Source organism: Amycolatopsis sp. NBRC 101858, assembly GCF_030269325.1.
GTDB classification, from domain to species: Bacteria; Actinomycetota; Actinomycetes; order Mycobacteriales; family Pseudonocardiaceae; genus Amycolatopsis; species Amycolatopsis ponsaeliensis.
On sequence record NZ_BSTD01000001.1, the window covers coordinates 337,577 to 355,315 of the forward strand.

Below are 17,739 nucleotides of genomic sequence, written 5' to 3' on the forward strand. Positions count from 1 at the left end.
TCGCTGTGGGGAAGCCAGCGACTACTGTTCGAACACACGTACGACTACGTGGTTCGATCCTGAGCCAGCGGAGGCCTGGCGTCAACTCGGGAGTCGCATCGGTCACAAAGGACGGACCCGGGCTTTACTGGGCACCGGCGAGAATGGCCTCCGCGACGGGGCCGTCCGGCGCGGCCTTGGCGGCGGCGTTGACCAGCGTCCGGTGCGCTTGGTCCTTCGCGGCCTCGGCTTCGGCGCGACCGGCTTGACCGGCTGACACGCCGAAGAAGGCACCGACGAGGGTGCCGATCACCGCGCCGGCCGCGGTCACGACACTCACGACGTCGGCGGCGGTCTTGAAGGCCAGGATGGCCACGACCGTCACGATCAGAAGGGCGGCGAGGCCACCCAATACCGTCCACATGCCTCCGGAGATCTTGTCCATGTCCGTACCCCTTCCTCGAAGGCATGGACTTTAACCCCGCCGTGAGACGATTCGCGCGCGTCGTAAGGAAATCCGGCCCGGAAACGATAGCGAAATGTGGTTTGGTTATTTTCCGCTTGATTGCGCGGTCAATCGTAGACGCCCTCGACCGTCCATTGTGGATCAATGCCGACGGTGACCTCCAGCAGCAGCGCCAAGTCGTCGTTCTCGCCCTCGACCACCGCCTGGATGCGCGCCGTCGGCCGGGTGCCGCGTCTGGCCGGCAACGACGGGTGCACCATCCACGGACCCGCCGAACCGAGGACGCGGCGGGCCGGGCGGCCGTCGATCGCGACCGTGGCCGGGGGGTAGCTGAGCTCGCCCCGCTCGGTGCAGCGGACCGCGTCGCCGACCGCGTCGAGCACCAGTGCCGCCGGTGGGCGGGGCGGCACCCGGGCCGGGGACGGTGCCGGCAGGCGGCCCGGCCACGGCCGGTCCTCGGTCACCGGGCGCCGCGGCTCGCCCCACGGGACCAGGCGGACGCGCTCGGCCGGGCCGCGGCCGCCGTCGAGCAGCGGGGTGACCACCGCGTCGGGGCCGAGGAGGCCCTGGATGCGCACCAGGGCGCGGCCGGCGCGCTCGGCGGCGTCGGCGTCGCGGCCCAGTGACCCGAGCTGCAGCTGCAGTGCCTGCCCGCCGACGACCTCTTCGGGGTCGAGGCGCAGCCGGACGATCCCGGCGGTGGGCCGGTCGCGGGTGGTCAGCCAGCCTTCGCACTGCCAGCGCACGCGGTCGGCCGTCGCGCGGGCGGTCAGGGGTTCGGCGCAACGCCAGACGCGTACACGCTCTTCGCCGGCTTCGGTGACCGCGACGATGGCCAGGCGGGTGCACGCGAGGCCGTGGTTCGCGAGGCCGGCGAAGAAGCGTTCGCCGAGGGTCTTCGCGACGAACGCGGCTTCGTCGATCCGCCGGAGAGGGTCGTCGAAGGTTTCGGTGACGGTCAGGTCCGGCGGGAGGGCACGCCGCAGCGGCGGGCGTTCGGCGAGGCCGCGGGCGAGGCGGTGGGCGGTGATGGCGTCCTTGGCGAAGCGGCCCGCGACGTCGCGTTCGGCCAGGGCGGCGAACGCGCCGAGGGTGCGCAGGCCGAGGCGGCGCAGGGTGCCGACGAGCTCGCCGCGGTCGTCGCCGGGCTGGTCCAGCTCGGTGATCGAGAGGGGCGCCAGGAACTGCGGTGCCCGACCGGGCGGGACGAGGGTCGACCGGCGGGCGGCGAGGGTGGCGGCGAAGAGGCCGTCGGCGATCCCGACCTGGCATTCGACGCCGGCGGTGGCTTCGACCTCGTCGATGAGCAGTTCGGCGAGGGCTTCTTCGCCGCCGAAGTACCCGGCGGCGCCGGTGACGGGAACGGCGACGATGCCGGGCCGCACGACCTCGACCCCGACGGCCTGCCCTTCGACGGCGGCGGCGACGGGTTCGAAGAGCCGGGCGTCGCGGTCCGGATCGTGCTGGTGCACCACGAGTTCCGGGCACCGGGACTGGGCATCCCGCCGACGCATCCCCCGCCCGACGCCGCTACGGCGTGCTTCGGCGGAGCAGGCGACGACGCGGTTGCCGGAGAAAACGGCGGCGGGAGTGAGGGGCGAGGTACCCGCGGCGGCCCCGGCGGCGACGACCGGCCAGTCCGGGCACCACAGCACGAGCAGCCGTGGCGGACCGTTCATCCCGCGGCCGCGAGAGGGAAAACGACGGTGGCGAACGGCTTCCGGCGCATCGCCCGGCCCGGGCAGGGCCCCCGGCCGGCACGCACAACGGCGGCGCGGCTCATCCCGCGACCGCAGCAGAACAGGCGGCGGCCGGCACGAACGCTCGTATCATCGCGCGGCCAGGATCGGCCCGAAACCGGCCGGACCGCCGTTCATCGCGCAGACCCGGCCGACTCGCCCAACCGCCGCTGCTCCGCTCGCCGCTCGGCCGGCTCGAAGCACCACCCAGGACCGGCCCACCACACCCCAGCACCGACCGTCCCGGTGCCACGGCTCACCCGGCCACCCCGGCCAACCGCCGCTCCGGCGACTCACCCGGCGCCACCGCCCCGCCCGGCCCCGGCAGCTGCAACCGGACCGACAACGGCCTCGCCGCCGCCCCTCGGCCGCGGCTGGTTGCCACCACCTCGCGTGTGCTCAAGTGTCCGTAGCCGTCCGGGGTCAGCCCGTGCCAACGGCGGCCTGTCACCCTCAGCTCCAAGTCCGCGCCCGGCCACGGGCCCACCGTCAGCAGCACCGTCCCCCGGTTGCGCACCCGGCCCGCCAGGCGCCGGGCCAGCTGGGGCTGGACCGCGACCGGCCCCAGCACCACCACGTCGAACCCGTCCACCAGTGCCGACAACACCCCCGTCAGCTCCGCGCCGGGGTCGGGCACCAGCGCTAGCCGCTCCAGGTCGACGCCGAGTTCCGCCGCCGCGGCCAGGCCCAGCTCGGGGAGCGCCGTCACCGCCGCCCACGAACCGTCGCGGGTTGCCGCCGCCAGCAACGCCAGTACCAGGGACGTCGCGCCGCCCACCGCGATCGTCGTGCCGCGCCGCAACCCGCCGTCCGGCAGCAACCTCGCCAGGGGCGGCAGCACCGTCAAGAGCTCCGCAGAAGAACCCGGGCTCAGCTGCGCCGCCGTACCCACTCCGGGGATCGCCGTGAGCCCGGCCAATGCCTCCGGCACCGCCACCACCGCTCACCTCCAGCACCACGTACTCGTACCGGGCGAACCCAGAAAAGTCATCGAACACTTGTTCGCATACTGCGAGACGAGCGGCCCCGCTGTCAAGCCGGGGGTCACCCGGGCGGGGCAGGCGCCCTCAGAGCACGCGGCTCACGATCCACGCGTGCGTGCCGACCTGCCGCACGCGCGTGAACCCGGACTCCTCGAACAGCTCGACGGTCGCGCTGAACAGGAACCGGCCCGGCGCGTCCCGGCCGGTCGTCACCTCGGAGATCGCCTCGACGAGCCCGCCGCCGGCCGCCGCGATCTGCGTCAGCGCCCCGTCCAGCGCCGCGCGGGCGACCCCGGCACGCCGGTGCTTCCGGTCGACGAAGAAGCACGTGATCCGCCAGTCCGGGAGCGGCGGCGCGGCTTTGGCGTACTCGCGCCCGTGCTTGATGCGGGGCAGCTCGTCCGGGCTCCCGTACTGGCACCACCCCTGCGCGACGCCGTCGCCGTCGAACACCAGCGCCGCGTGCGCGCCGCCGGTCCGGACCCGCTCCTCCTTGAGCTCGCGGCGGACCGCCCCGCGCAGCTTGCCCTCCGGGTGGAACCCGAGGCACCAGCAGCCGCCGAAGACGCCGTTGTTGCGCTCGGCCAGCTCCGCGAACGCGTCCCACGTCGAAGCGTCCAGGGACCGCGTGGTGTAAGTCACGCGCGCGATCCTGCCCCAGCCGGGACGCGGGTGTCACGTCCTCGGCCACCACCTCGTCCAGGGGGTGAAGCGAGAAAAGAGGACGAAATGCGCCGGATCCTGATCGTCGGCGGTGGTTACGCCGGGTTCTACGCCGCCTGGAAGCTGGAGAAGAAGCTCCACAAGCACGAAGCCGAGGTCACGCTCGTCGACCCGCGGCCCTACCTGACCTACCAGCCGTTCCTGCCCGAAGTCGTCGCCGGGGCGGTCGAAGCCCGGCACGCCGCCGTGTCGCTGCGACGGCACCTCAAGAACACCCGCGTCGTCGCCGGGACCGTCACCGCCATCGACCACGCGCACCGCGTCGTCACCGTGCGGCCCACCGACGGCGACGCCTTCGACCTCGGTTACGACCTCGTCGTCGTCACCGCCGGGGCCGTCACGCGGAAGCTGCCGGTGCCCGGTGTCGCGGAAGAGGCGATCGGGCTCAAGCACGTCGAAGAGGCCGTCGCGATCCGCGACCGGCTGCTGACCTCGTTCGACCGCGCCGCGGTGCTGCCGGCCGGCCCGCAACGCCGCAAGCTGCTCACCGTCACCTTCGTCGGCGGCGGCTTCTCGGGCGTCGAGGGCTTCGGCGAGCTGCTGTCGCTCGCGACCGCGCTGCTCAAGCGCTACCCCGAGCTGCACCGCGACGAGCTGCGGTTCCACCTCGTCGAGGCGTCGAGCCGGATCCTGCCCGAGGTCACCGACCGGCCGGGACGCTGGGTCGTGCGCGAGCTGGAACGCCGCGGCGCGCGCGTCCACCTGGACACGCTGGTGACGTCGGCGACCGGCGGGCACGTCACGCTCTCGACCGGCGAGGAGTTCGACTCGGAACTGATCGTCTGGACGGCGGGCAACGGCGCCAACCCCGTCATCGGCAAGCACACCGACCTCCCGGTCGACGAGCGCGGGCTGGTCGTCGTGCGACCGGACCTGCGGGTCGAGGGCGTGGCCGACGCCTGGGCGGCCGGCGACGACGCCGCGGTGCCCGACCTCGCCTCGCCGGTCCCGGGCGCGCGCACGGTGCCCAACGCGCAGCACGCCTACCGGCAGGGAAAACTGCTGGCCCGCAACATCATCGCCACTCTGCGCGGCCGTCAGCCGAAGCCGTACGTCCACCACAGCCTCGGCGCCATCGCGACGCTCGGGCTCGGCCGCGGCATCTTCCAGTACCGGCGCCTGGTGATCACCGGCCTGCCCGCGTGGCTCATGCACCGCGGCTACCACGTGCTGGCGGTGCCGAGCTGGGAACGCAAGGTCCGCGTGCTCGCGGTGTGGCTGACCGCGGCGCTCTTCGGGCGGGACATCCTGTCGCTGGCTTCGGTGCAGCACCCGCGCGACGCGTTCGTCAGCGGCGGTGATCGTCCGGAATGGACTGGGGAAGAATTCCCCGCCCCCTTCAAGGTATAGCCGACCCCGGGGCTTGTGGCAAGGCCGGGGTCGTCCTCCACAATGGCCGCGCAACCAGCGGAAACAGGGGGAAGTGAATGCGTGCTTTGCTGACGACGTGGGGATCGCGCGGGGACGTCGAGCCATTGGCGGCACTGGCGGTGGCGCTGCGGGAGCTCGGCGCGGAAGCGGTGGTGTGCGGGCCACCGGACGAGGATTTCGTGGCGCTGCTGGAGCGGGCCGGGGTGGCGCACGTGCCGCTGGGCCCGTCGGTGCGCTCGGTGGTGACCCGCGCGCGGCCGGACGCGTTCGCGCTCGCGGACGAGCTGGTCACCGCGCGGTTCGACACGCTCGCGAAGGTGGCGGAAGACTGCGATGTGGTGGTGGCGCAAGGGCTGCTGCCCGCCGGCGCGCGGGACGTCGCCGAGCGGGCCGGGATCCCGTACGTGTACGCGTGTTACCACCTGCACGGGCTGCCGTCGCCGCACTACCCACCGGGGGTGCGGCCGGGCACGCCGTCCCCGGCCGGCGAGACCGACAACCGGGTGCTGTGGCGGCAGGACGCCGAGCGCGTGAACGCCCTGTACGGCCCGGCGCTCGACCGGAACCGGGCCGCGCTCGGCCTCCCGCCGGTCGAGAACGTCCGCGACCACGTCTTCACCGACCGGCCGTGGCTGGCCGCGGACCCGGTGCTGTGCCCGGCCGACCTCGACGTGCGGCAGACGGGCGCGTGGATCCTGCCCGACGACCGGCCGCTGCCGGCGGAGCTGGCGGAGTTCCTCGACGACGGTGAACCGCCGGTGTACGTCGGCTTCGGCAGCATGGCGGCCTACGCGCCGGAGGGCATCGCCCGGATCGCCACCGAGGCGATCCGCGCGCACGGCCGCCGGATCGTCCTGGGCAGTGGCTGGGCCGGCCTGACGGCGATCGACGACGCGCCGGACTGCTTCGTCGCCGGCGAGGTCAACCACCAGGCGCTCTTCCGCCGGGTGGCGGCGGTCGTGCACCACGGCGGCGCCGGCACGACCACGACGGCCGCCCGGGCCGGCGCGCCCCAGGTGGTGGTGCCGCGGATCGCGGACCAGCCCTACTGGGCGGGCCGGGTGGCCGAGCTGGGCCTCGGCGCGGCCCACCCGGATCCGGTGCCGACCGCCGAGTCCCTGTCCGCCGCACTGGCCACGGCACTCGCCTCGAAAGCCCGCGTGGACATCCGCACCGACGGCGCGCTGGTGGCCGCGAAACAGCTCGCCGAGCTGGCCTGAGCCCGAAGGCGGCACTTCCCCCGGGCAAGTGCCGCCTCCGGCCTGGCTCAGCCCGCGAACGGGCTCGCGTCGATCGCGCAGGTCTTGCCCGCGGCCGGGAACGTCCCGGCGATCAGGTAGTCCCGCTTCACCTGCTCGGTGCACGTGCTCGGCACGTACATCGACGAGTGCCCGTACCCCTCGGTGACGAACACGCGGGCGCGCGCCAGTTCCGCGGCGCCGTCGCGGGCCCCGGCCAGCGGCGTCGACGGGTCGTAGCGGTTGTTCAGCACCAGGATCTCCGCCGACGTCGGGCGGTTCCACGGGCCGGTGTAGCGGTCCGCGGCCGTCGACTTCCAGAACGCGCAGCTCATCATGTCCAGCACCGCGATCCGGCCGAAGTACGGGACCCGCTGGTCCTCGGACTCCGCGTACCGGCTGTAGATCGCCGGATCGGTCGGCACATCGCTGTCCCCGCACTGGATCGCGTTGAAGGCTTCGGTGCGGTTGGACGTGTACGGCTCGCCCGCCTTGAATGCGGCGACCGTGCTGGGCGCGTCGTACAGGCGCTGCAGCAGCGACGCGATGTCCGGCCAGCCCCGCGAGTCGGACAGGTCCGCCGCCGCGTTGATGATCCCGGAGTACGTCCACGTTTCGCCGTCCGAGGTGATCGGCGCCTGCTTGGCCCGCGCGGTGAGCGCCGCCCACTTCGCCTTGGGGTCGCCCGAGGAGAACGCGCACTTCGGCCCGGCTTCCGTGCACAGGCGCAGGAACTGGTCGAACGTCTGCGAGATGCCGGTGGCGACGTCCTGGCGGGTGTCCAGCGGAACGCTCTTGCCGCTGCCGTCGTGGCCGGTGGAGTTGCCGGCGAAGTCCATCGTGCCGTCGAACACCATCGCGCGGATGCGGTTCGGGAACAGGTTGGCGTAGGTGGCGCCGAGCTGCGTCCCGTAGGAAATGCCGTGGTAGGTCAGCTTCGCGTCACCGACCGCGCGGCGCAGCAGCTCGAGGTCCCGTGCGGTGTCGGCCGTCGAGACGTGGTCGAGGATCGGGCCGGCGTTCGCCGCACAGCGGTCGGCGAGCTCCTTCGACTTCGCGTAAAAGGCCGCGTTGCCGCTCGGGTCACCGGGCATTTCCGGGAAGGAGCCGAAGAACGACTCCTGTTCGGCCAGCGTGCCGAAGCACCGGACGGCGGTGCTGCTGCCGATCCCGCGCGGGTCCCACGACACGACGTCGAACCGCGCGCGCAGCTGGTCGGAGAACAGCCACGGCCACTTCCCGCGCTCCCGCAGGCGTTGCAGGCCGGACGCGCCCGGGCCGCCGAAGTTGACGAACAGCGTGCCGATCTTGTGCGTGGGATCGGTGGCGGGCAGCTTGATCAGCGCGAGGTCGATCTTCGCGCCGGACGGCCGGTCGTAGTCCAGCGGCACCTGGGCGGTGGCGCACTGGAAGCCGTCCTCGCAGCCGGTCCAGCTCGGATTCGGTGCGAGAACGCTGTCGACGGAAGCCGAAGCCACCGCCGGTCCGGCCGCGACGGCCAGTGAAGCCCCGAGCGCGACGACCACGCCGCGCACGAGACCTCCCCCAGTAAGACGACGCACGAAGAACCCTTTCGTCGGAGAAAACGATCACCCCCAAGACGCCGGGCGCGCCCGGGGGTTCCACCGGGTCCTTCGCGATCCGGCCGGAGAAGGTTCCCGGAAGTACCCCTGGCGCCGACTTCCACTCCTTAGCTATAGTGCTAGTCACCTAGTTAAATGGAGTTGCCGATGATCGAGTTCCACCTCGACGCCCGCTCGGGGCTTTCGCCGTACCAGCAGCTGGTCCAGCAGGTACGGCACGCCCTCCGGCTGGGCCTGCTCGAAAAGGGAGACCAGCTCCCGAAGGTCAAGGACGTGGTCGCCGACCTGGCGATCAACCCCAACACCGTGCTCAAGGCCTACCGCGAACTGGAGCACGACGGCCTCGTCTCGGCGCGGCCCGGCGTCGGCACCTTCGTGACCGCGACGCTGAACGGCGCCGCCTCCTTCGCCGTCCTCGGACCGCTGCGGCAGGACCTGCGCCGCTGGCTGGGGAAGGCCCGCCAGGCCGGCCTCGACGAAGAGAGCATCGAGGCCCTGCTGATGTCCACGTTTCGCGACTCCGCCAGAGAGGACATAGCGTGACCGTCCTGCGTGCCCAGGGACTGGGCAAGAAGTACAAGCGCAAGTGGGCGCTGACCGGCTGCACGCTCGAGATCGAAGCCGGCCACGTGACCGGGCTCGTCGGCCCCAACGGCGCCGGCAAGTCCACCCTGCTGAACATCGCCTCCGGCATGCTGGAGCCGACGACCGGCACCATCGAGGTCTGCGGCGGCACCCCGGGCAGTGGCCCGGACCAGCTGGCGAAGGTCGGCTACGTCGCCCAGAGCACGCCCGTCTACACCGGGCTCACCATCGAAGAGCACCTGCGGCTCGGCGCGCACCTCAACCCGCGCTGGGACGACTCGCTCGCCACCAAGCGGGTCGAACGGCTCGGGCTCGACCCGAAGCAGCCCGCCGGCAAGCTCTCCGGCGGCCAGCGCGCGCAGCTCGCGCTCACCCTCGGCATCGCCAAGCGCCCCGAACTGCTGCTGCTCGACGAGCCGGTCGCCGCGCTGGACCCGTTGGCACGCCGGGAGTTCCTGCAGGACCTCATGGAAGCCGTCGCCGAGCACGGGCTGTCGGTCGTGATGTCCTCGCACCTGGTCAACGACCTGGAACGCGTCTGCGACCACCTCGTCGTGCTGGTGGACTCGCAGGTCCGGGTGATCGGCGACGTCGAAGAGCTGCTGGCCTCGCACCACCGGCTCTCGGGGCCGCGCCGCGAGGTCGACTCGCTGCCGGCCGACCAGCACGTCGTCTCCGCGAAGCACACCGACCGCCAGACCACGGTGCTCGTCCGGACCGAGGCACCGATCCTCGACCCCGCGTGGACGGTCGCGCAGATCGGCCTCGAGGACCTCGTCCTCGAGTACATGAGCAACCCCACCGCCGCCCGCCCCGCCCTGGAGGTCCTCCGATGACCTGGCTGACCTGGCGCCAGTTCCGCATTCCCGCGTTGTCCGTGTTCGCCACGCTGGTCGTGATCGGCGTCGTGCTCGCGATCACCGGGCCGGAGCTGGTCGGGCGCACGAACTTCTCCGACCAGGACACGCTGTTCGGCGGGACGATCCTGGTGCTCTACCTGCTGCCCGCGGCGATCGGCGTCTTCTGGGGCGTCCCGATGATCACCCGCGAGCTCGAGAGCGGCACGCACAGCCTGGTGTGGAACCAGACCGTCACGCGCAAGCGGTGGCTCACCACCAAGCTCGGGTTCGGGCTCCTGGCCGCGATGGTCGCGGCCGGCCTGCTCGGCTGGGCGGTGTCGTGGTGGGCGAGCCCGATCGACGCGCTCGCGGCGCAGCAGACCGATCGCGGGATGCTCTCGCGCATCGCCCCGGTGGTGTTCGGCGCGCGCGGCATCGTCCCGATCGGCTACGCGGCCTTCGCCCTCGCGCTCGGCGTCGCGGTCGGGATGCTGCTGAAGCGGACGGTGGCCGCCATGGCCGTCACGCTCGCTGTACTCGCCGCCGTGCTGCTTCTGGTGCCGAACTTCGTGCGGCCGTACCTGCTGCCGCCCGAGCAGATGACCGTCGCGATCGTCCCGGGCGAAATCACGAACATCAACGGCGACGACGCGATCGGGATCCGGGAGATCGGCGTGCGGAACCCGGCCGGCGCGTGGGTGCTGGCGAACGAAACCGTCGACCAGGCGGGCAACGTCGCCTATCCGCTGCCGGAGTTCGTGCAGGGCTGTGCCCCGAGGCCCGGCCAGGGCCCGCCGGAGCGCGGCTCCATGGAACAGTGCATGGCCCAGCTGGGCGCGCACGGCTACCAGCAGCGCCTGATCTACCAGCCCGGTTCGCGGTTCTGGCCGCTGCAGTGGCTCGAGCTCGCGCTCTTCCTCGCGATGACCGCCCTGCTCACCTGGTTCTCCTTCCGCCGCCTCCGTCACCTTTCCTGAGCCGATTCCTGGGGGAATCATGCGCACTCTCGCGGTAGCCACCGCTTTGACCCTCACCCTGGCCGCGTCGCCCGCCACCGCCTCGGCGGCCACGACGCCCTCCCTGCCCCACCCGACCGGCCACGAGCCCGTCGGCGTCACTTCACTGTCCTTGAAGGACACTTCGCGCCCCGACCCGTGGGTGCCGGCGGTCCCCTACCGCGAGCTGATGGTCTCCGTCTTCTACCCGGCGACCTCGGCGAACGGGCCGAAGAAGCAGTACATGACCCCACTCGAGTCCCAACGCAACCTCGAACGGGAGGGCATCCCGGGGCTGCCCCTGGACGTCCTGAGCACCGTCCGGACGAACGCCGTCGTCGACGCGAAACCGGCCGGGCGGTGGCACGGCCTGCCGCTGGTCGTGCTGTCGCCGGGCTGGACGCAGCCGCGGACCATCCTCACGGCACTGGCCGAGGAGCTCGCCAGCCGCGGGTACGCCGTCGCGGCGATCGACCACACCTACGAAAACCGCGCCACCACGTTCCCCGACGGCCACGTCACCGGCTGCGCCGCCTGCGAAGTCGACGACCAGCCCGGGATCTGGGAGAAGGTCGCGCAGGTGCGGTCGAAGGACACGTCGTTCGTGCTCGACCAGCTGCTGCACTCGAAGAAGTGGGGCGCCCTGATCGACCCGCAGCGCATCGGCATGACCGGGCACTCCGCGGGCGGCGCGGTCACGACGCAGGCGATGCTGGCCGACCCGCGCATCCGCGCCGGGGCGGACATCGACGGGAGCATCCACGTCCCGCTCCCGGCGTCCGGGCTGTCGAGGCCGTTCCTGTTCCTGGGCAGCATGGACAACTACACGCCGGGCCAGCCGGGACCGTACGACGACTGGGAGACGGACTGGACGCACCTCACCGGGTGGAAGCGCTGGCTCATGGTGTCCGGCACCGTGCACAGCTCGTTCACCGACCTCGGTGTGCTCGCCGCCCAGCTGGGGGTCGACATCGGCGCCTCGATCGACGCCTACCGCGCGCTGGCGATCACGCGGAACTACGTAAGCGCTTTCTTCGACCTGAACCTGCGCTGCCGCCCGCAACCGCTGCTGGCCGCGCCTTCGCCCGCCTACCCGGAAGTGACGTTCATCGGATGAAGAAAACCCTTCTGCTGACCGTCACCGCGCTCGTGCTCGGCTCGGCCGCGCCCGCCTCGGCGTCCCCGGCGCTGTCACTGGCCCGGCCGACCGGCCCGCAACCGGTGGGCACGACTTCCTTGTACCTGAAGGACACCTCCCGGCCGGACCCGTGGGTCGCGACCGTGCCCTACCGCGAGCTGATGGTGTCGCTGTTCTACCCGGCGGCTTCCGCGCAGGGACCGAAGAAGCAGTTCATGTCCGAGGCCGAGGCGGCCGCCGTCTTCGAGGAAGCCGGGATCACCGGCATCCCCGCCGACGTGCTGACCACGGTGCACACCGACGCCGTGGTCGACGCCCGGCCGGCCGGGCACCACCTGCCGCTGGTCGTCCTTTCGCCCGGGTTCAAGCGGCCCCGCGCCGAACTGACGTCGCTGGCCGAGGACCTGGCGAGCCACGGCACCGCGGTCGCCGTGGTCGACCACACCTACGAAAACGTGGCCACGACGTTCCCCGACGGCCGGGTCACCGGGTGCGCGGCCTGCGGCAACTACGACGACGCGTTCTGGAAGAAGCTGCACAGCGGGCGTGCCGCGGACGTCTCGTTCGTGCTCGACTCGCTGACGCACTCGAAGTGGGCGCCGCTGATCGACGCGTCGCGGATCGGCATGGCCGGGCATTCGGTCGGCGGTGCGAGCGCGCTCGACGCGATGGTGGCCGACCCGCGGATCAAGGCGGGGATCGACATCGACGGCACGACGGACGTCCCGCTGCGGTCACCGGGACTCGACCGGCCGTTCCTGTTCCTGGGCCGCGCGAACACGTACACGCCCGGGACCGGCCAGGAATCCGGTACCTGGCAACGGGACTGGGCGCAGCTGACGGGGTGGAAGCGCTGGCTCGTCGTCGCGGGCATGGCGCACCCGTCGTTCACCGACATAGGTTTGGTGGGTGAGCAGCTCGGCCTCGACTTCGGCCCGACGACGCCGGCGGCGCGGGGACAGGCGATCACGGCGGCGTACGTCCGGGCCTTCTTCGACCAGCACCTGGAGGGCCGGGCCCAGCCGCTGCTCGACCAGCCGTCTTCGCGCTACCCGGAGGTCAGCTTCGCCATGACGTCGACGCCCTACCTGCCCCCGCCGACCGGGGACCGGCCGGTCGGCAGCACGCAGGTGTACCTGAAGGACACTTCGCGGCCGGACCCGTGGGTGCCGTCGGTGCCCTACCGGGAGCTGATGGTCTCGCTCTTCTACCCGGCGGTTTCTTCGCCGCACGGGCCGAAGACGCAGTACCTGACCGCGGCCGAGTCGGCGGCGCTGCTGTCCGGCAGCGGCTTGGACGTGCCGCCGGACCTGCTCACCAGGCTGGTGACGAACTCGGTGGCCGACGCCCGGCCGGCCGGGTCCCGCCTGCCCCTGGTGGTGCTTTCGCCCGGCTACACGAAACCCCGCGCCACGCTCAGCGCGCTGGCCGAGGACCTGGCGAGCCACGGGTACGCCGTCGCGCTCGTCGGGCACACGTACGAGAACGCCGGCCAGAGCTTCCCCGACGGGCGCTTCGCCGGGTGCGCGTCGTGCGAAGTGCCGCACGACCCCGCGTTCTGGACGAAGCTGGAGCTGGGCCGGGCCGCCGACGTGTCGTTCGTGCTGGACTCGCTGACGCACTCGAAGAAGTGGGCGCCGCTGCTCGACCCGGCCCGGATCGGCATGGCCGGGCACTCCGCCGGCGGGGCGAGCACGCTGCCCACGATGGTCGCGGACCCGCGGGTCAAGGCCGGCATCGACATCGACGGCACCACCGAAGTCCCGCTCACCCCGCCCGGGCTGGCGCGGCCGTTCATGTTCGTGGGCCACCCGCTCGGGGCGACCGCCTGCGCGCCCGACCTGCCGTGGGAGCGGGACTGGGCCCAGCTGACGGGGTGGCGGCGCTGGCTGGAGGTGGCGGGCACGAAGCACGCGTCGTTCACGGACGTGGGCCTGGTGGGCGACCAGCTCGGCGTCGACGTCGGCACGACGACCACGGCCCTGCGCACCCAGGAGATCACGCGGGCGTACGTGAACGCGTTCTTCGACCGGCACCTGCGGGGTGAGACGCGGCCGGTGCTCGATGCGCCGGGGTATCCGGAAGTCTCGTTCTGCCACTGAGCACGGCGGAAGCGGCACTCGCCGGGGGTGTGCCGCTTCCGCCGTCAAACGGGCATACAGGGCAAACCTCGTAGATCGAACGTTTGGCCGACGAAGCCCGATACTGGACCCCGTGGACGAGTTCTTTTCGTTGCTCACCGGGTTCTTCAACACCGTCGTGGCCGGGGTCGGCGCCTGGGTCGCCGTGACGCAGTGGCGTGCCTCGCGACGCAAACCGCAGGCCACCGCGCCGCCGACGCGGGCGCCCGCCGCACCGGCACGACTGCCCGCCCCGCCGCCCGCCGCCGTCGCCGAACCGCCGGCCGGGCGGAAGCTCGCCCGCGCCGCCGCGGTGGCCGTCGGCGCCGGAGCGGCCACCGCCGTGTTCTCCGCACTGACCGACTTCGTCTACTGGCTGCAGGAATCGTCCGATAACGAGCAGGGCGCGCTGCTCACCTTCCTGGCGAGCGTCACCTACCTGGCCGCACTGACCGGCCTGTTCCTCGGGCTCTTCGTGCTCGTCGCGGGCCTGGTCAAACGGCGCAAGCGGATCGCCCGGCTGGGCCTGCTCGCGGTGCTGCTGAGCCAGACCATCTGGCTCGCGATGTGGCTGACCGCGGCGATCTAGCTCCTCAGAGCTTGCCGCCGGCGACCGGGGGCATGTCCGGCGCGTCCCCGGTCTCCGCGGCCGCCTCGCGGTACAGGTGGTTCTCGACCTCGAAGAGGTTGTCGGCGGCGCGCTCGACGACCGTGAGCAGCGTGGACATCCGGGCCACCTCCTCCACCTGCTCCTTGAGGAACCAGGCCACGAACTGCTCGCCGAGGTAGTCCTCCGCCAGCCGCGCGGCCTTCGCCATCGCCTCGATGTCGGCGGTCACGGCCCGTTCCTGCGCCAGCGCCAGCTCGATCGCCTCGTGCGCGCTCGAGAAGTCGTTCCGGACGTCGCCGCTGCCCGGGATCGTCACCGGCTGGCCGCGATCGAGCAGGTACCGGACCATCGCCAGCGCGTGGTTGCGCTCCTCGATCGACTGCCGGTAGAAGCGTTTCGCCAGCCTCGGCAGGTCGCGCCCGTCGAACCACACGGCCAAGGCGACGTACTGCTGCGCGGCGGTGAACTCGTGGCGGATCTGCTCCTGCAGGAGTTCGGAGAACTTCGAACGCTGGGTGTCGGCCATGCCCCACAACCTACGATGCCGGGCCACCCCCTCGCACCCGTCGCACACCGGGCCGGCGTCACGTCGGCGGCTGGTACTGCTCCACGCGGATGGCGTCCTTCACCGCGTCCAGGAACTCGTTGCGGGCCGTGTTCAGGGCCCGATACTCGGGCTTTCCGGGGTTGATCAGCTCGTGCCACAGCGAGACGACCGCGCCGCTGCGGTCTTCCAGCTCGTGCGCCTTGGAGATCAGCGCCGGCGTCCCGATCACCTCGAGCATCGCGACCTGCTCCCGCATGCCCGCGAGCGCGTCGGCACCGGCGTGGTAGCGCACGCGGCGGTCGTCCTCGTCGGTGAGCGCCTGGTACCGGAAGGCGGTGATCCGGGCGAGGTGCCGGGTGATCTCGAGGTAGGTGTCGCGCACCTCGCGGTCCCACCGGCGGCGGTCTTCCCGGTTCAGCTTCCGGCGGTCGCTCAAGGCGATCGCGAGGAACGCGAGCAGCGCTCCGGCGAGCAGGAAGCTCCCGGCGATGACCGAAATCCCCCACCAGGGAACCGGTGCGGCTGGGACGAGTGCGCTCGGCACCGGCGAGATCATGCGGGCACGATACTCGCGAAATCCGGGAAAAACGCCCGCCGATCGCACCCGGCTACGATCGGCGCGTGCCGAGCCACCTCCTCCCCGACCTCTCCGGCACCGTCACCTGCGTCACCGGCGCGAGCGGCACGATCGGCCGCGGGATCGCGCTGCGGTTCGCCGAAGCGGGCAGCGCGGTGGCCGTGCACCACCGCCGTCCCGGCGCGGGCGACGACGTCGTCGCGGCGATCGAGGCCGCGGGCGGCCGGGCGCGCGCGTTCGCCGCCGAACTGACCGACGAGGATGCTTGCCACGCGTTGCTGGCCGCCGCCGCCGACTGGGGCGGACGGCTCGACGCACTGGTGAACAACGCCGGCGTCCAACCGGTCGAACCCCTCGCGGAGCTGACGGCGCGGCACTGGCAGGCCATGCTCGACGCGACCCTGACCAGCGCGTTCTCCTGCACCCAGGCGGCAAGCCGGCTGCTGGGCGACGGCGGCAGCGTCACGCACATCGCGTCGATCGAGGCCCGGCAGCCCGCGCCCGGGCACGTCCACTACAGCGCGGCCAAGGCGGCCCTGGTGATGCACGCCCGCGGCGCCGCGCTGGAGTACGGGCCGCGCGGGATCCGCGTCAACACGGTGTCCCCCGGCCTGGTCTCGCGCCCGGGGCTGGACCGGGACTGGCCCGACGGCGTCGAGCGGTGGCAGCGCGCCGCGCCGCTGGGCCGGCTGGGCACCCCGGCCGACATCGGCAACGCGTGCGTCTTCCTGGCCTCCCCGCTGGCCTCCTGGATCACCGGGCACGACCTCGTCGTCGACGGCGGGGTGACGGCCCGGCCGACCTGGTAACCTGGAACACGTTCTAGTTTCCTGGGGGCGCGATGACCTTCCCGATCGTCGACGGCGTGCCGCCCGGGCGCGCACTGCTCGGGTCCCGGATCCGCGAGCTGATCGACGCGTCCGTGTGCGCGGGCGACGACGCCGACCTGGCCGCCGCCGCGAGCCGGATCGAGGCGGTCACCGCCGCCCTGCGGGCGACCGGCGGCGCACCGCCGTTGCTGCTGGCGGCGCTCGAAGGCGGCGGCCACCTCAGCATCAACAACCCCCTCGAAGGACCCGGGAACCCGTTGGCCCCGCCCCTGTCCTGGACGCACATCGGACCGGACGAGGTCCGGGCCGAGGTCCTGCTGGGCGCGGCGCACGAAGGCCCGCCGGGGCGCGTCCACGGCGGCTGGGTGGCGGCGGTCCTGGACCACGTGCTCGGCCGGGCGACCGCCGCGGCCGGCTTCCCCGGGATGACGGCGTCGCTGACGGTCGACTACCACCGGGGCACGCCGTACGCGGTGCCGCTCGTGGCGGAGGGGCGCCTCGAGCGCCGCGACGGGCGGAAGCTGCACGCGACCGGGACCCTCCGCGCCGGCGAGACGGTCTGCGCCAGCGCGAAGGCGATCCTCGTGCACTTCAGCGCCGACCGGTTCCCGGTGTCCACAAGGGACTGAGGACGGCCGGTCCGGGTCACGGCACCGGCGTCGTGTGGCGGGGTGCGTCCGAGCTCGCCGAAGCCATCAGGACCGCGCAGATCGGCACCGCCATCGCCAGCGCCGCCAGCACGAACACCGGGAACAGGAACGAAAACACCTCCGTGCCGACCGGGTCCGGCGCCGCCGGGTCGAGGTGGAGGCGGACCGCCGCCATGCCCGTGTAGTGCATGCCCGTCACCGCCGCGCCCATCACCAGGCCCGCCACCAGCCGGGGCAGGAGCTTGTCCAGCCCGACCGTGAACCACAGCGCCGCCGTCGCCGCGACGACCGCGATCACCACCGAAAACACCACCAGTGCCGGGTCGTAGCTGATCGTCCCCTTGATCCGGACCGCCCACATCCCCGTGTAGTGCATGACGTTCACGGCGAGGCCGGTCAGCAGCCCGCCGAGCAGCAGCCGCTGCCACGCGAACCGGTTGCGGACGCCGAACACCAGCAGCCCGCAGAACACCGCCGCCACCGACAGGGCCGCCGAGAGCGCCGTGCGCAGGATGTCGTACCGCACCGGCAGTCCCGGCGTCGAGAAGCCGAGCATCGCGATGAAGTGCATGACCCAGATGCCGACGCCGCCGATCGACACCGCCGCGAGCGCGAGCCAGGTCAGCCGCGTCCGCGCGCTGTCGGTCGTCCGCGCCTGCAGCGTGCAGGCGAGCCCGAGCGCGCAGCCCACCGCCGAAGTCAGGTACGCGAGCACGACGAGCCATTGGCCCATCGCGAAGTCGTCGTGATCCATGTGCATTTTCCG

Annotated in this window: 18 protein-coding genes; 10 read left to right on the forward strand and 8 right to left on the reverse strand. The window is 72.4% G+C overall.

Annotation, left to right across the window (positions count from 1 at the left end; genetic code table 11):
• Nucleotides 1–124: 124 nt before the first annotated feature.
• The 4 genes from QSK39_RS01555 to QSK39_RS01570 all read right to left on the reverse strand — a co-directional run bounded on the left by QSK39_RS01555 (nt 125) and on the right by QSK39_RS01570 (nt 3,809).
• Nucleotides 125–424 carry a hypothetical protein gene (locus QSK39_RS01555; RefSeq protein WP_285475866.1) on the reverse strand — a complete coding sequence of 100 codons (300 nt, stop codon included), beginning with the start codon at nt 422–424 and terminating at the stop codon, nt 125–127.
• A gap of 128 nt (nt 425–552) precedes the next feature.
• Nucleotides 553–2,124: a DNA polymerase Y family protein gene (locus tag QSK39_RS01560; protein ID WP_285475867.1), complete on the reverse strand. Its 1,572-nt coding sequence runs from the start codon at nt 2,122–2,124 to the stop codon at nt 553–555.
• A gap of 316 nt (nt 2,125–2,440) precedes the next feature.
• Nucleotides 2,441–3,121 (reverse strand): DnaE2-dependent mutagenesis accessory factor ImuA', encoded by a 681-nt coding sequence (gene imuA', locus QSK39_RS01565; protein ID WP_285475868.1) that lies wholly within the window; start codon nt 3,119–3,121, stop codon nt 2,441–2,443.
• A gap of 130 nt (nt 3,122–3,251) precedes the next feature.
• The gene (locus tag QSK39_RS01570; RefSeq protein ID WP_285475869.1) at nt 3,252–3,809 is read right to left on the reverse strand and encodes a GNAT family protein; all 558 of its coding nucleotides are present in this window, start codon (nt 3,807–3,809) and stop codon (nt 3,252–3,254) included.
• Between the two features lie 87 nt (nt 3,810–3,896).
• Between QSK39_RS01570 and QSK39_RS01575 the strand changes: the two genes are divergently transcribed.
• On the forward strand, nt 3,897–5,240 hold the full coding sequence (locus QSK39_RS01575) for an NAD(P)/FAD-dependent oxidoreductase (RefSeq protein ID WP_285475870.1): 1,344 nt from the start codon (nt 3,897–3,899) through the stop codon (nt 5,238–5,240).
• Nucleotides 5,241–5,317: 77 nt separating this feature from the next.
• On the forward strand, nt 5,318–6,481 hold the full coding sequence (locus QSK39_RS01580) for a glycosyltransferase (RefSeq protein WP_285475871.1): 1,164 nt from the start codon (nt 5,318–5,320) through the stop codon (nt 6,479–6,481).
• A gap of 47 nt (nt 6,482–6,528) precedes the next feature.
• Here the strand turns inward: QSK39_RS01580 and QSK39_RS01585 are convergent, their stop codons facing one another.
• On the reverse strand, nt 6,529–8,034 hold the full coding sequence (locus tag QSK39_RS01585; RefSeq protein ID WP_285475872.1) for an alpha/beta hydrolase: 1,506 nt from the start codon (nt 8,032–8,034) through the stop codon (nt 6,529–6,531).
• Nucleotides 8,035–8,229: 195 nt separating this feature from the next.
• Between QSK39_RS01585 and QSK39_RS01590 the strand changes: the two genes are divergently transcribed.
• The 6 genes from QSK39_RS01590 (at nt 8,230) to QSK39_RS01615 (ending at nt 14,348) form a co-directional block, all read left to right on the forward strand.
• Nucleotides 8,230–8,625: a GntR family transcriptional regulator gene (locus QSK39_RS01590; protein ID WP_285475873.1), complete on the forward strand. Its 396-nt coding sequence runs from the start codon at nt 8,230–8,232 to the stop codon at nt 8,623–8,625.
• Entirely contained in the window at nt 8,622–9,503 is an 882-nt protein-coding gene (locus QSK39_RS01595; protein WP_285475874.1) for an ABC transporter ATP-binding protein, read from the forward strand. The genes QSK39_RS01590 and QSK39_RS01595 overlap by 4 nt, the downstream gene beginning before the upstream one ends.
• Entirely contained in the window at nt 9,500–10,483 is a 984-nt protein-coding gene (locus tag QSK39_RS01600) for an ABC-2 membrane transporter-related protein (protein WP_285475875.1), read from the forward strand. Before QSK39_RS01595 ends, QSK39_RS01600 begins: the two co-directional genes overlap by 4 nt.
• A gap of 19 nt (nt 10,484–10,502) precedes the next feature.
• Nucleotides 10,503–11,618, forward strand: coding sequence for an alpha/beta hydrolase family protein (locus QSK39_RS01605; RefSeq protein WP_285475876.1), 1,116 nt, complete (start codon nt 10,503–10,505; stop codon nt 11,616–11,618).
• A complete protein-coding gene (locus tag QSK39_RS01610) occupies nt 11,615–13,741 on the forward strand; it encodes an alpha/beta hydrolase family protein (RefSeq protein ID WP_285475877.1) in 2,127 nt (708 codons plus the stop codon). The genes QSK39_RS01605 and QSK39_RS01610 overlap by 4 nt, the downstream gene beginning before the upstream one ends.
• Before the next feature lie 112 nt (nt 13,742–13,853).
• A complete protein-coding gene (locus QSK39_RS01615) occupies nt 13,854–14,348 on the forward strand; it encodes a hypothetical protein (protein ID WP_285475878.1) in 495 nt (164 codons plus the stop codon).
• A 4-nt stretch (nt 14,349–14,352) separates the two neighbouring features.
• Here QSK39_RS01615 and QSK39_RS01620 read toward each other — a convergent pair whose 3' ends face one another.
• The gene (locus tag QSK39_RS01620) at nt 14,353–14,895 is read right to left on the reverse strand and encodes a ferritin (protein ID WP_285475879.1); all 543 of its coding nucleotides are present in this window, start codon (nt 14,893–14,895) and stop codon (nt 14,353–14,355) included.
• Between the two features lie 58 nt (nt 14,896–14,953).
• Nucleotides 14,954–15,472 (reverse strand): hypothetical protein, encoded by a 519-nt coding sequence (locus QSK39_RS01625; protein ID WP_285475880.1) that lies wholly within the window; start codon nt 15,470–15,472, stop codon nt 14,954–14,956.
• Between the two features lie 65 nt (nt 15,473–15,537).
• Here QSK39_RS01625 and QSK39_RS01630 point away from each other — a divergent pair, with 65 nt between their 5' ends.
• Nucleotides 15,538–16,302 (forward strand): SDR family NAD(P)-dependent oxidoreductase, encoded by a 765-nt coding sequence (locus QSK39_RS01630; RefSeq protein ID WP_285475881.1) that lies wholly within the window; start codon nt 15,538–15,540, stop codon nt 16,300–16,302.
• 32 nt (nt 16,303–16,334) lie between these two features.
• A complete protein-coding gene (locus QSK39_RS01635) occupies nt 16,335–16,952 on the forward strand; it encodes a PaaI family thioesterase (RefSeq protein WP_284743770.1) in 618 nt (205 codons plus the stop codon).
• A gap of 16 nt (nt 16,953–16,968) precedes the next feature.
• Here QSK39_RS01635 and QSK39_RS01640 read toward each other — a convergent pair whose 3' ends face one another.
• Nucleotides 16,969–17,727, reverse strand: coding sequence for an MHYT domain-containing protein (locus QSK39_RS01640; protein ID WP_285475882.1), 759 nt, complete (start codon nt 17,725–17,727; stop codon nt 16,969–16,971).
• Nucleotides 17,728–17,739: the final 12 nt, after the last annotated feature.